Here is a 12,344-nt window from a genome sequence, read left to right as displayed (position 1 = left end):
TGCGTCACGTCGAGCCGCGGTCGACCGGCCCGCTCGTTGGTAGCGTGTGCCCGTGCCCCGACCGTCCCTGCGATCCAGCTTCATCGCTGTCGTCGTGACGATCGTGGGGCTCCACCTCGTGGCCGTGACCCTCGCGGCGCTGCCGCCCAACCGTTACTCGGACGCCGCACAGTCGCAGACCAGCTATCTCGAGCCGTACTTCGCGCAGAACTGGCGGCTGTTCGCTCCCAATCCGATCGCCGAGGACCGCAACCTGCTGTTCCAGGGCGCCTACGTCGACGACGACGGCAAGCCGGCGGTGACGGCCTGGATCGACTGGACGGCCGTCGAGCTCGACCTCGTCCGTCACAGGCTCGTCGGAGGGCGCGCCGGCTACGTGACCAACAAGCTCGTGACGCCGCTGAAGAGCCGTATCTCAGGGCTGGACGAGGCCCAACGCGAGATCGTGACCGGCACCAGCCAGGCCGATCCGCCGACGTGGGCAGCCCTGTCGGACGACCTCGAGGCAGCGGACGTCTCCCTCGGCGCGAGGCTCGGGTTCCTGCGCTACGAGCGTGCAGCCACCCAGCTCGCGACCGACGTGCTCGAGTCCCGCCACCCGGGTCTCGAGCTGACCGCCGTGCGCTATGCGATCCGCCAGCACGCGGTCGTCCCCTACGCGGCCCGCGGCGGCACGGCCTCCGAGCGAGCCGCCAACCGTCCGGCACCCGTGCGCGACGTCGGTGGATGGCGGCGGCCGACTCCCGGATCACCTGCCGAGCAAGCCTCCGTCCGTGACTTCGATCGGGCACACCGATGATCGCCCGCGCCACGGCCTGGCTCGCGGCCGACAAGCACTCCACGTACGGCCTGTCGGTCACCCGCATGATCCTGGGCTTCATCGTCGCCAGCCAGCTGATCGTCAACTGGCCCGATCGGCACTACACGTGGGGCGACGGCTCCCGCTGGACCGAGCAGGTGCTGGCCGGACGCGGCTGGCCGTCGTTCCTCGGTCTGTTCTCCCAGGTGGGGGGCCACTGGTTCGACGTGGCCTATCTCGCGACGATCGCCTTCGGCGTGCTGATGATGCTGGGCGTCTACACACGGGCGTCGTCGTTCATGGTGTTGCTCCTGTGGGTGTCGCTGTACGTCAGCAATCCGTTCGTGGGCTCTGGCGGCGACGCGATCCTGCGCGTGGTGCTGCTCTACATGTGCTTCACCGACGCGGGGCGGCACTGGTCCGTCGACGCGCGCCGTGCCAGTCGACGCGGCGAGGTGCGCAGCATCGTGCCGGCTTGGATGAGCAACATCCTGCACAACCTCGCGATCATCCTGATCGTCCACCAGGTCGTCATGGTCTATCTCGCGTCGTCGTTCTTCAAGGTGCAGAGCACGGTGTGGAAGGACGGCACGGCCGTCTACTACCCGCTGCAGACCGACGCGTACTCGCCGTGGAACGACCTGCTGCATCCGCTGTATGCCAATTCGGCCTTCGTCGCCGGAGCCACGTACACCGCGATCGTGGTGCAGATGTTCTTCCCGGTGTTCCTGCTCTACCGACCGACGCGGTTCCTGGCCCTCATCGCCGTCACGGGGATGCACCTGGGCATCGGTCTGCTGATGGGAATCATGTACTTCTCGCTGGTCATGATCGCTGTCGACATGATCCTCGTGAGCGACACGTCGTGGGTCCGGGCGCTCGCCTGGGTGCGCGCCAGACGGGGCGCTCGGCCCAGGGACCTAGAGCCCGAGCATTTGCAGGACGAAGAGCATGTTTCCACGCGGGATGGAGAACATGTGGTCGTCCGGGACGAAAAGCAGGGGGCTCAGGACGTCAATCCTGTGACATGAATCTCCTCAGAACTCTGGGAGAGGGTAAAAGGTCCCTATGAATGTGGATAGACTGCGCTGAAAGTCCCGAGGCTCGGCGTGATCCCGCGCGGCCCGGACTCCCATGCATGACACCGGATAACCGCTGATCAAGGAGCACCCGCCAGATGAACAAGCTCGCCAGGAATACCTTGGCTCTAGGAACGGCGACGATGATCGTCACCGCCGGCATCTCGTTCTCCGCCAACGGCGCCGCCACGACGACCTCGTACTCGACGGGACGCTTCCTGAGCGGCTCCATCGGCGGCACGAACCTCGACGCCCTCGCGCAGGCGCGCGGCGTCACGGCCACCAACCCGGGCAACGCAGGCCCCAACAAGAACAACCTCGACCTGACGCTGCTGTCGGCTATCCCGATCAACGTCCCCGGCGGGATCAACCTCGACGTCGCCAAGCTGCTGGGCCCCAGTGGCGCAGCCGGCCTCGTCAGCCAGTACGCCTCGGCCGAGTCGACCAAGAAGGCCATCGGTGCCTCGGGTGCGATCAGCGACTCCGGCGCTGTGCTCACGACCAGCGGCGGCGTCCCGACCGACGCCAAGATCTCGCTCAAGGGCGGCCCGCTGGCCGGCATCAGCGACAACCTGGCCAGCGTCGACCTCGGCCTGGGTGCGCTCTCGTCGAACACGACGGTCGACGGCGGAACGCCGTCGCGCAGCTACAACATCGCCGGACTCAACCTGCAGCTCGGTGTCCCGCTGCTGGGTGACCTGGTGAGCGACCTCAACGGTGCGCTGTCGCCGTTGGCCGCCGGATCGTCCGACATCGCCGACATCAACAACATCCAGCTGTCGGCCTCGCGCATCTGCCCCCTGGTCAGCGACACGCTCAACGTCACGGTCAACACGCTCAACGCGCAGCTGACCACGCTCGGCCTGGGTGGTCTGGTCACTGCCCTCGAGCCCATCCTCACCACGCTGCAGCTCGGCCCGACCGACCTGGTCAACCTGTGTGACACCGGCCTGCTCGGTCAGCTGACCGGTCTGACGGCTGCACTCGACGACCTGATCAAGATCCAGGTCACGGGTCTGGGCGACTTGTTCACGGGCATCTCGAACTTCTCCGACGGCGGGGTCGATGTCGACCTCAACACGGGAACGATCACGCTCGACCTGGCCAAGATCCTCAAGGCTGCTGGCGCCGACCTCAACAACCTGCCGCCGAACACCGACATCGTGAAGTACCTGACCTCCGATCTCATCTCCGGCAAGATCACGTCGGTCCTGAACTCGGCGATCGCCAACATCACGACCAATATCGGCAAGGTCAAGGTCGACGTCACGCTGGCCGGCACGGCCATCCCGACGCTCAGCCTGACCGAGGTCACCACGCCGCTCAACACGCTGCTCACGCAGGTCACCGCCGCCATCGCTGCCATCGGCAAGCCGATCGACGACCTGCTGGGACAGCTCGCGCCGAGCCTCAAGCAGATCGTGTCGCTGACCGGCAACAACCAGTCGACGTCGAAGACGCCGACGCTGGGAACCGGAACGGTCAAGGCCGGCAGCTTCGGCGCGGCCGCCGTGGGCGACTACTACCGCACCTCGGCCCTGAAGATCGACGTCCTCACCAACGTCCTCAACCTCGACATCGCTGCCTCCGAGGCTGCGACGCTGGCCGGCCCCAACACGCCGGACGACGCCGGACCGGGTCAGGCCGCCGCTGTCGCCAACGACGACGCTCCGTCCGACAACGCCAACGCGGGTGACTCCGACGCGAACGCCGACGCCGACAATGGCGACTCCGACGCCGTGGCCGACGCCGACGCGCAGGCCGACGCCGACGTGACGACGACGCTGCCCTCCACGGGTGCGCCGAACCTGCTCCCGTTCTGGCTGCTGGGCATCGCCCTGCTGCTGTTCGGTGGCGCGGTGCTCCTCAACGAGAAGCGTCGCCTGAACCAGGTCTAGTCACGACCACGCGACTGCCGGTGACCCGACGGGTCACCGGCAGTCGTGCGTCCGGGCACTGCCCTTCCCACCACCTAGGATGATCACCATGCCGCCAACGCCAGGGGACGACGCCGCCGCGCGCCCCCGGCACCGGTGGGTCGTCGAGGTGCTGCTGGCGGTCGTCCTGGCCCACTCGGTCGCCCTCACGTTGTGGCTGGCACCGTCCAGCCCCCTGCGAGAGGCCGTTGGTGACCAGCGACTCGCGAGCTATGTCGATCCGTACTTCCAGCAGGGGCGCGACACCGCCGGCATCGGTACCCAGCGGGTCGACGAGTCGTTCAGCGTCCGGGCGTTCGTGCTGCCCGAGAGCGGCGGCAAGGGTGCAGCCACGCCGTGGGTCGACCTGACCCGCGGCGACGTGCGCGCCGACCGCCGCGACATCGCTCCCGAACGGGTGCACCTCATCGCGCGGCGCCTGGCGACCAACCTCAACCTCGCGATGTTCAGCCTCAACGAGCCGCAGCGCAAGATCGTCCGAGACCTCGCGGCCGAGGACCTGCCGAGTGTCGTCAAGGCCCGGCTGGAGGCGGCCGGTCCTGACAGTGAAGCCGTGCGGTTCTTCCAGGCGTACGACCAGATGGCCACGCAGTTCGCCTCGCTGTACGCACAGTCGCGCTGGAGCGAGGGCCAAGTGGTGCAGGTGCAGTTCAAGGTCGGTCGTCGCACGGTTCCGCCCTACGCCGGCCGTGCCACGACGACGCTCGGCGACGTCCCGTTCCTCGAGTTCTCCTTCGGTTGGCGCGCGACCTATCGCGGCTCGCTCGACGCCCGCGAGACCTTCGACTCCTACGTGAAGAAGTGATGATGAAGACCTTGTGGCGGAGCATCGCTGGGCCCGTGGGCGACCTGCGCGGACGGGTCGACGACTGGCTGGTGCTCGACAAGCACGCCGTGCGCGCGGCCGCGGTGTGCCGCATCGGCACCGGGCTGGCCGTGCTCGGGCTGCTGCTCTCGAACTTCTCGACCCGCGACATGTGGGTCGGTCAGGCATCGGTGTGGGCAGAGCCTGCGCGCGCCATCAGCCAGTTCCCCGAGCTGACGCTGCTCGACGGGGTCAGCTCCGACATCCTCTTCGTGATCTACGCCGTCACGATGCTCGCGGCGCTGGCGTTCACGCTGGGCTGGCACGCCAAGGGTGCCAACGTCGTGACCTTCATCGGCTTCATCGCGATCGTGGGTCAGAACCCCGTGGTCGGGTCGCCGGGCGACAACTTCATCCGGTTGACGCTGCTGTGGCTGCTGCTGATGCGCTCGTCGGAGCACTGGTCGCTCGACGCGGCCCGCCGCGAACGGCGTCAGGCCGCGGGCAAGCAGGCCTCGCGCGAAGAGGACGCCCTTCCCGCCTGGCTGTCGACGGGCCTGCACAACGTCGGGCTGGTGGCCCTGTGCGCGCAGACCGTGCTGACCGCGATGGCCGGTGGCCTCGACAAGGTCGCAGAGCGGTCGTGGCAGCACGGCACGGCGCTCTACTCCACGATGCAGCTGCCGGAGTCGCGTCCGTTCCCGGCGCTGTCCGACCTGCTGAGCCAGAGCACCGTGCTGCTGGCGCTCGTGACGTACGGCGTGCTGCTGTCGCAGCTGTTCTTCGGGCCGTTGCTGCTCAACACGGCCACCCGCCGTTTCGTCATCGTGCTGGCCGTCGTGGTCAACCTCGTGGTGGCCGTTGTCTTCGCCCAGCCGTGGAGCGCGCTCGCCACGATCGCGGCGACGGCGCTGTTCGTCTCCGACGACACCTGGGAGCTCGTCGAGGACGTCGTCCTGATCCGCGTCCAGCCGGTCACCGACTGGATGTTCGAACGCGGCTACGACGTGCTGGACCTGCTCGACGCCGCGCGCTACCGCTTGGTGTTCCCGGTCGTCGACTGGGTCAGGTTCACGATCCTGCGCCGCTAGACCGGTGTGGACGTGGTGGCGGCCTCGGCGGCGACGCGTCGACCCGACAGCACGAGGAACGCGACCGGCACCGTCAGCACCGCCGCGGCGGCGTTGAGCGTCCCGAAGCCGCTGAGCGCGACGACGAGACCGGCGAGCAGCCCGCCGAGCGCTCCTGCCAGGTTCATCACGAGGTCGGAAAGTCCTTGCACGACGGGACGGTTCTCGGGCGCGATCGAGGTCGTGAGGGCTGCAGCGCCGGCGATGACGGACGCCGACCAGCCGAGGCCCAGCAGGAAGAGCCCTACGGTGATCTGCACCTGCGAGCTGCCCGCCGTGCCGGCGACGGCCGTCGCGACCAGCAGGATCGACTGCCCGAGCAGGATCGTGCGGTCGTGGCCCCACCCGTCCGCGAGCCAGCCCATGACGGGCGACAGGGCGTACATGCCGGCGATGTGCAGGCTGATCGTCAGTCCGATGATCTCCAGCGAGGCACCGTGGTCCTCCATGTGCACGGGTGTCAGCGCCATGACCGACACCATGACGGCGTGCGACGAGGCAATCGACCACATCGCTGTGAACGTGCGTCCGCGGACGTGGGGGAGCGCGGCGCGCACCCCGCGCGGTGCGGGGGCAGCGCCGGGGCGGTGGACCAGCGGATCGGGTCTCAGCAGGGCGACGGTCAGCAGTCCCGCGACGGCGAATCCCGCGGCCGAGAACAGTACGGGTCCGGCGAGGTCTGGCAGGCCCAGTGCTGCGGCGACCGACGCGCCGGGGCCGGTGAGGTTGGGCCCGATGACCGCGCCGACGGTGGTCGACCACACGACGATCGACAATGACCGACCGACCTGCGAGAGGGCGGCCCGGTCGACCGCGGCGAACCGAGACTGGAGGTTGGCGGCCGTGCTGCCGCCGAACAGCAGGAGCCCCAGCAGGGCGACGGGCAGCAGGCGGGTCTGTGCCCCGACGACGGTGACGACGGCACCCAGTGACCCGAAGAGCCAACCCGCCGTCAGCGCCGGACGCCGCCCGTGCCGGGCGGCGAGGGACGAGAGCGGGATCGTGAAGGCCGCGGCCCCGAGCGTCATCATCACGACGGCCATGCCCGCCCACCCGGACGAGCCCGTGATGTCCTTGAGCAGCAGCGCCCCGACGGCGAGCCCTGCCCCGTTGCCGATCCCGCCGACCACTTGCACGACGACCAGAACAGAAACGATCCGCCTCTGGGGCGCACGGCTCGTTCCTCGCCGTTCCAGCGGTTCGTCCCTCACCGCTGCCGGGCTCCGCCCGGGCGCCTGCCTCGCTGCGCTCGGCCCATGGTCACGACGGGGCGCACCCAGTCACGACCAGATCGTGATGCGTGCGGCGGGGTCGAGCCAGAGTCCGTCGTCGGGGGTGACGTCGAAGGCGGCGTAGAACGCGTCGATGTTGCGCACGACCTGGTTGCAGCGGAACTCCGGCGGGGAGTGCGGGTCGAGCGTCAGTCGGCGCAGCGTCTCGGCGGGACGGACCTTGGACTGCCAGGCCTGGGCCCAGGAGATGAAGAACCGCTGGTCGGGCGTGAGGCCGTCGATCGGCTCGGCGGAGGGCTCGGTGAGTCGGAACGCCTGGTGGGCGATGCCGAGTCCGCCGAGGTCGCCGATGTTCTCGCCGATCGTCAGCGAGCCGTTGACGGTCTTGCCGTCGGCTCCAGCGGGGCTCAGCTCGTCGTACTGCGCCACGAGGGCGGAGGTGAGCTTCTCGAAGGCTGCCCGGTCGTCGTCGGTCCACCAGTTGCTGAGCGCGCCGGTGCCGTCGTATTGCGATCCCTGGTCGTCGAAGCCGTGGCCGATCTCGTGGCCGATGACGGCACCGATCGCGCCGTAGTTGACGGCGTCGTCGGCGTCGGCGTGGAAGAACGGCGGCTGCAGGATCGCTGCCGGGAACACGATCTCGTTCATCGTGGGGTTGTAGTAGGCGTTGACGGTCTGCGGCGTCATGTACCACTCGTCGCGGTCGATCGGGGAGCCGATCTTGGCGAGCTCGCGGTCGGTGGCCACGGCGATCGCGCGTCGCACGTTGCCGAGGAGGTCGTCGGGTGCGGTCTCGAGCGCCGAGTAGTCGCGGAACTCGTCAGGGTGGCCGATCTTGGGGTTGAACGAGTCGAGCTTGTCGTGGGCGCGCTTCTTGGTGTCCTCGCTCATCCACGTGAGTGCCGTGATGCTCTGGCGGTAGGCCTCGAGCAGGTTGTCGATGAGCTCGGTCATGCGCGCCTTCGAGGCGGGCGGGAACTCGGTGCGGACGTAGATCTTGCCCACGGCCTCGCCCATCGCGCCCTCGACGAAGCCCACGCCCCGCTTCCAGCGGGGACGCAGCTCGTCGGTGCCGCTGAGCGTGCGTCCGTAGAACTCGAAGTTGGCGGCGACGAAGTCCGATGACAGATAGGGGGACGCGCTGTGGACGACCTGCCAGCGCAGCCAGTCCTTCCAGGCCTCGAGCTCGTCGGCGACCAGCAGGGTCTCGAGACCCTCGAGGAACGACGGCTGCGAGACGACGACCTCGGCGATGACCGCGGCGGGCACCTCGGCACCGGTCGACCAGGCGGACCAATCGAACGAGGGCGAGAGGGCCTGCAGGCCCTCGACGTCGAGCAGGTTGTAGGTCTTCTGCGCGTCGCGGCAGGCAACCCTGTCCCAGTGGTGCGCGGCGAGCCGGGTCTCGAGATCCATGATGCGAGCGGCACGGCCTGCGGCGTCGTCGAGGCCGGCCAGGCCCAGCAGCGTCGTCAGGTGCGTGACGTACGCCGAGCGGATGTCGGCGGACTCGTCGTCGCGGTAGTACGACTCGTCGGGCAGGCCGATGCCGCCCTGGCCGAGGTGGGTCACGTAGCGGTCGGGGTTGCCGCGGTCGGGGCCGATGTACATGCCGAACACGCTGCCGACGCCCTGCCGGTCGAGCTCGCCCAGCACCGTCACGAACGTGGCGATGTCGGTGATCGCGTCGACCTGGGCGAGCTCGGCTGCCAGGGGCTCGGCACCGAGCCGCTCGATGCGCTCCTCGTCCATGAAGCTGGCGTAGAGATCGCCGATCTTGCGCTGCTCGTCGTCGGCGGGGGCTTCGCTCGCGGTCTCGATGATCTGCCGGACCGTGGCCTCGGCCTCGTCGACGAGTGTCACGAACGAGCCGGCCGTCGCACGGTCGGGCTTGATCTCGGTGTGCTCGAGCCACGGGCCGTTGACGTGCCGGAAGAGGTCGTCCTGAACGCGGACGGAGGGGTCGAACTGGGTCATGTCGATGCCGTGGTTCACGCCAGTAGGCTACACAGGTGAGGCCAGCCAGATGAGCGCAAATCGTCCTGTTCGACTGACCGTCGTCCGCACCGAGCAGCTCGCGCCGTCGATGCGCCGGATCGTCCTCGGGGGTGACGACTTCGATGTCTTCGCCGCCCGGGTCGAGGCGCTCCCGCAGCGCTACACCGATCTCTACGTCAAGCTCGTGTTCCTGGCCGACGGCTTCGACTACCCCGAGCCGCTCGACCTCGATGTCGTCAAGCAGACGATGCCGCAGGAGGCGTGGCCCACGCTGCGCACCTACACGATCAGCGGGGTCGACGAGCAGCAGCGCCTCGTGACGATCGACTTCGTCGTCCATGGTGACGAGGGGGTCGCCGGCCCGTGGGCAGCCGGCGCTCAGCCCGGCGACACGATCCACCTGCGCGGTCCCAACGGCGGCTACGCGCCCGATCCCGCTGCCGACTGGCACCTGTTCGTCGGTGACGAGGCAGGTCTCCCGGCCATCGCGGCGTCGATCGGTGCGCTCGATGACGATGCGACCGCCGTCGCGTTCATCGAGGTCGACGGCCCCGCCGACGAGCTCGACCTGGACGGCCCCGCGGGCCTCGAGCTGCACTGGCTGCACCGGGGCGACGCCGCGGCCGGCACCACGACGCTGCTCGACGACGCCGTCCGGGCGATGCCGTGGCGCGAGGGTCGGGTGCAGGCGTTCGTCCACGGGGAGTCGGCGTTGCTCAAGAGCGTGCGGCCGTACGTGCTGCGAGATCGAGGCGTCGATCGGCGTGACGTCTCGGTGTCGGCCTACTGGCGTCGCGGCACGACCGAGGAGGGCTTCCGGGCCTGGAAGTCGCAGCAGACCGACGCCGTCATCCGACCGTCGACCTGATCCGACCCGCGCCACGTCCTCGCGAGTGGCGCAATCCGGTGCGCGAGTGGCGCAGATCGGCGGGAATCGCCGTCTCAGAAGCGCGAAACTGCGCCACTCGCGGTGCTGGGGTGCGGGCTGGGGGAGCGGGGACCGGTAGCCTCGTCGGGTGACTGAACTGCGCAACGTGGCCGTCATCCTCGCGGGTGGCACCGGTACGAGGGTCGGCCTCTCGATCCCCAAACAGCTCATCAAGATCGCCGGCAAGACGATCATCGAGCACACGATCGCCGCCTTCGAGGCGTCGCCGCTGATCGACGAGATCGTGATCCTGATGACGCCGGGTCACCTCGATCCCGTCCGGGCGATCGTGCAGAACGGCGGCTACGGCAAGGTCACCCAGATCGTCGAGGGCGGCCAGACGCGCAACGAGTCGACCAGCCGCGCGCTCGAGGCGCTGGGCAGCGACGAGTGTAACGTCCTGTTCCACGACGCCGTCCGGCCGCTGGTGTCGCAGACCATCATCGGCGACGTCGTGGCCGCGCTGGCGACGCACCAAGCCGTCGACACCGCGATCCCGTCGGCCGACACGATCGTGCAGGTGCACGACACCCCGGCCGGCGAGACCGAGACGATCGAGGACGTCCTGCAGCGCTCGCTGCTGCGCCGCGGCCAGACCCCGCAGGCCTTCCGGCTGTCGGTCATCCGCCGCGCCTACGAGCTGGCCTGGCAGGACCCCGACTTCACCGCGACCGACGACTGCACCGTGGTGCTGCGCTACCTGCCGGAGGTGCCGATCGCCGTCGTCACGGGTCACGACCGCAACATGAAGGTCACCGAGCCGATCGACGTCTACATCGCCGACAAGCTCTTCCAGCTGCACTCGGCCGACGTGCCCGACCAGCTGACCGACGAGCAGTACCGTGCGGCTCTCGCCGGCAAGACCATGGTCGTCTTCGGCGGCTCGTACGGCATCGGCGGCGACATCGCCGAGCTCGCGCGCGGTTTCGGCGCCACGGTCCACACGTTCTCGCGGTCGTCCACCAACACGCACGTCGACCGGCGCGAGGACCTCGCCGCCGCGGCCAAGACCGTGCTCGAGACCGCCGACACGATCGACTTCGTCGTCAACACCGCAGGCGTGCTGGTCATCGAGGACCTCGCCGACACGTCGGAGGAGACGATCTTCGCCGCGACCGAGATCAACTACCTCGCGCCCATCTTCATCGCCCAGGAGTTCTACCCCCACCTGGCCGCAGCAGGAGGCTCTCTGCTGTTGTTCACGTCGTCGTCGTACACGCGCGGTCGCGGCGGCTACTCGCTCTACTCCTCGGCCAAGGCCGCCGTCGTCAACCTGACGCAGGCGCTCGCCGACGAGTGGGCCGGCGAGGTGCGGGTCAACTGCGTCAACCCCGAGCGCACCGGCACCCCCATGCGCACCAAGGCCTTCGGCGAGGAGCCCGAGGGCACCCTGCTGAGCTCGAAGGTCGTGGCGCTGCAGTCGCTGGACGTGCTGCTGTCGCAGCAGACCGGCCACATCATCGACATCCGCCGCGAGGACGGTCCTGCCGCGATCGGCGGCGGCAGCTGAGAGGTCAGCTGCCTGCGTCCTGGTGCTTCGCGTTCTTGCGGAGCGCCCGGCGCAGCTGACCGATGCGGACGATGCCGGGCACCGCCACGACGAGGGCGCCGATGACGGCCGACAGCAGCAGCGCGATCGCGAGCGAGAGCTGACCCTCGAACCCGAGGAACTTGATCGACACCTTCTCGGAGTTCTGCGCGATGAACACCAGGAAGCCGACGGCCAGCACGGCGGCGCTGATGAGTCCGATCCACAGACCGCTGGCGCGGGTGCGCTTGACGCGGCCCTTGCGGTCGAGACCGGCGGACGGGGTGGCGGGACGGTCAGCGGTCGGGACGGCGGCGGGACCGGAGTCGGGGCGAGCGGTCGCGGCGGGGGCGTCGATCGTGGGATCGGCGGGAGTGCGGTCGGGTCCGTCGGCAAGGGGGCTCGTCATGCGCCCATCGTGCCAGCATGCCGGCTGCCTCGCCCGTCGTGATCAGGTGCGCGGCACTCACGGGGCGCGGATAGGATGCGGACGGTGAAGACGTTCATCAACATCATGCTCGGCGTCGTGGCCATCGCCCTGGTCGCCGCGGTCTACCTCATGATCAAGACCTCCGCCGGCGGTGGTGACGACGAGCCCGAGGCCGTGGCCACGCCCGATGCGATCGTCTACATGTCGACCAACGGGGTCGTCGAGAACATCGAGCGCCGGCTCGAGCGCCGCGCGGGCACCGATCTGCGCATCAAGTGCCCCAAGAAGGTCGACTCCAAGGTCGGCACCCGGTTCCGGTGCAGCGTGCGCCGCGCGACGGGCGAGGAGAAGATCGCCCTCGCGACCGTCACGATCGACGGTCCCGACGGCGACTTCACGTGGACGTCGACGTCCGACGAGCTGCGCACGCCCACGCCCAGCCCGACCCCCGCGCCCTAGCCCCGACAGGGGCGGCGGA

11 protein-coding genes are annotated in these 12,344 nt (G+C 69.1%); 8 read left to right on the top strand and 3 right to left on the bottom strand.

The genetic code is table 11. The features are described 5' to 3' along the window. Positions 1–52: 52 nt before the first annotated feature. The 5 genes from JOF40_RS18900 to JOF40_RS18880 all read left to right on the top strand — a co-directional run bounded on the left by JOF40_RS18900 (position 53) and on the right by JOF40_RS18880 (position 5,711). On the top strand, positions 53–799 hold the full coding sequence (locus JOF40_RS18900) for a DUF5819 family protein (RefSeq protein ID WP_129182734.1): 747 nt from the start codon (positions 53–55) through the stop codon (positions 797–799). Continuing rightward, complete coding sequence (locus JOF40_RS18895) at positions 796–1,830, top strand: HTTM domain-containing protein (RefSeq protein ID WP_129182732.1); 1,035 nt, start codon at positions 796–798, stop codon at positions 1,828–1,830. The genes JOF40_RS18900 and JOF40_RS18895 overlap by 4 nt, the downstream gene beginning before the upstream one ends. 191 nt (positions 1,831–2,021) lie before the next feature. Continuing rightward, a complete protein-coding gene (locus tag JOF40_RS18890; protein WP_188111765.1) occupies positions 2,022–3,776 on the top strand; it encodes a choice-of-anchor G family protein in 1,755 nt (584 codons plus the stop codon). Between the two features lie 88 nt (positions 3,777–3,864). Then, positions 3,865–4,620: a DUF5819 family protein gene (locus JOF40_RS18885; protein WP_129182729.1), complete on the top strand. Its 756-nt coding sequence runs from the start codon at positions 3,865–3,867 to the stop codon at positions 4,618–4,620. Between the two features lie 2 nt (positions 4,621–4,622). After that, positions 4,623–5,711, top strand: a complete 1,089-nt coding sequence (locus tag JOF40_RS18880; RefSeq protein WP_188111766.1) for an HTTM domain-containing protein — start codon at positions 4,623–4,625, stop codon at positions 5,709–5,711. Here the strand turns inward: JOF40_RS18880 and JOF40_RS18875 are convergent. After that, positions 5,708–6,886: an MFS transporter gene (locus JOF40_RS18875; protein WP_246152826.1), complete on the bottom strand. Its 1,179-nt coding sequence runs from the start codon at positions 6,884–6,886 to the stop codon at positions 5,708–5,710. The genes JOF40_RS18880 and JOF40_RS18875 overlap by 4 nt on opposite strands. Before the next feature lie 144 nt (positions 6,887–7,030). Further along, positions 7,031–8,959 (bottom strand): M13 family metallopeptidase, encoded by a 1,929-nt coding sequence (locus JOF40_RS18870; RefSeq protein WP_129183390.1) that lies wholly within the window; start codon positions 8,957–8,959, stop codon positions 7,031–7,033. 49 nt (positions 8,960–9,008) lie between these two features. Between JOF40_RS18870 and JOF40_RS18865 the strand changes: the two genes are divergently transcribed. Beyond that, entirely contained in the window at positions 9,009–9,848 is an 840-nt protein-coding gene (locus JOF40_RS18865) for a siderophore-interacting protein (RefSeq protein WP_129182723.1), read from the top strand. A gap of 148 nt (positions 9,849–9,996) precedes the next feature. Beyond that, the gene (locus JOF40_RS18860) at positions 9,997–11,418 is read left to right on the top strand and encodes a bifunctional cytidylyltransferase/SDR family oxidoreductase (RefSeq protein WP_129182721.1); all 1,422 of its coding nucleotides are present in this window, start codon (positions 9,997–9,999) and stop codon (positions 11,416–11,418) included. A 4-nt stretch (positions 11,419–11,422) separates the two neighbouring features. Here the strand turns inward: JOF40_RS18860 and JOF40_RS18855 are convergent, their stop codons facing one another. Further along, positions 11,423–11,845 carry a LapA family protein gene (locus JOF40_RS18855; RefSeq protein WP_209674710.1) on the bottom strand — a complete coding sequence of 141 codons (423 nt, stop codon included), beginning with the start codon at positions 11,843–11,845 and terminating at the stop codon, positions 11,423–11,425. 84 nt (positions 11,846–11,929) lie between these two features. Here JOF40_RS18855 and JOF40_RS18850 point away from each other — a divergent pair, with 84 nt between their 5' ends. Further along, positions 11,930–12,325 carry a hypothetical protein gene (locus tag JOF40_RS18850; RefSeq protein WP_129182719.1) on the top strand — a complete coding sequence of 132 codons (396 nt, stop codon included), beginning with the start codon at positions 11,930–11,932 and terminating at the stop codon, positions 12,323–12,325. Positions 12,326–12,344: the final 19 nt, after the last annotated feature.

It is taken from the genome of Aeromicrobium fastidiosum, assembly GCF_017876595.1.
Taxonomy (GTDB): Bacteria; Actinomycetota; Actinomycetes; order Propionibacteriales; family Nocardioidaceae; genus Aeromicrobium; species Aeromicrobium fastidiosum.
This window is presented reverse-complemented; position numbering and strand designations above follow the sequence as displayed.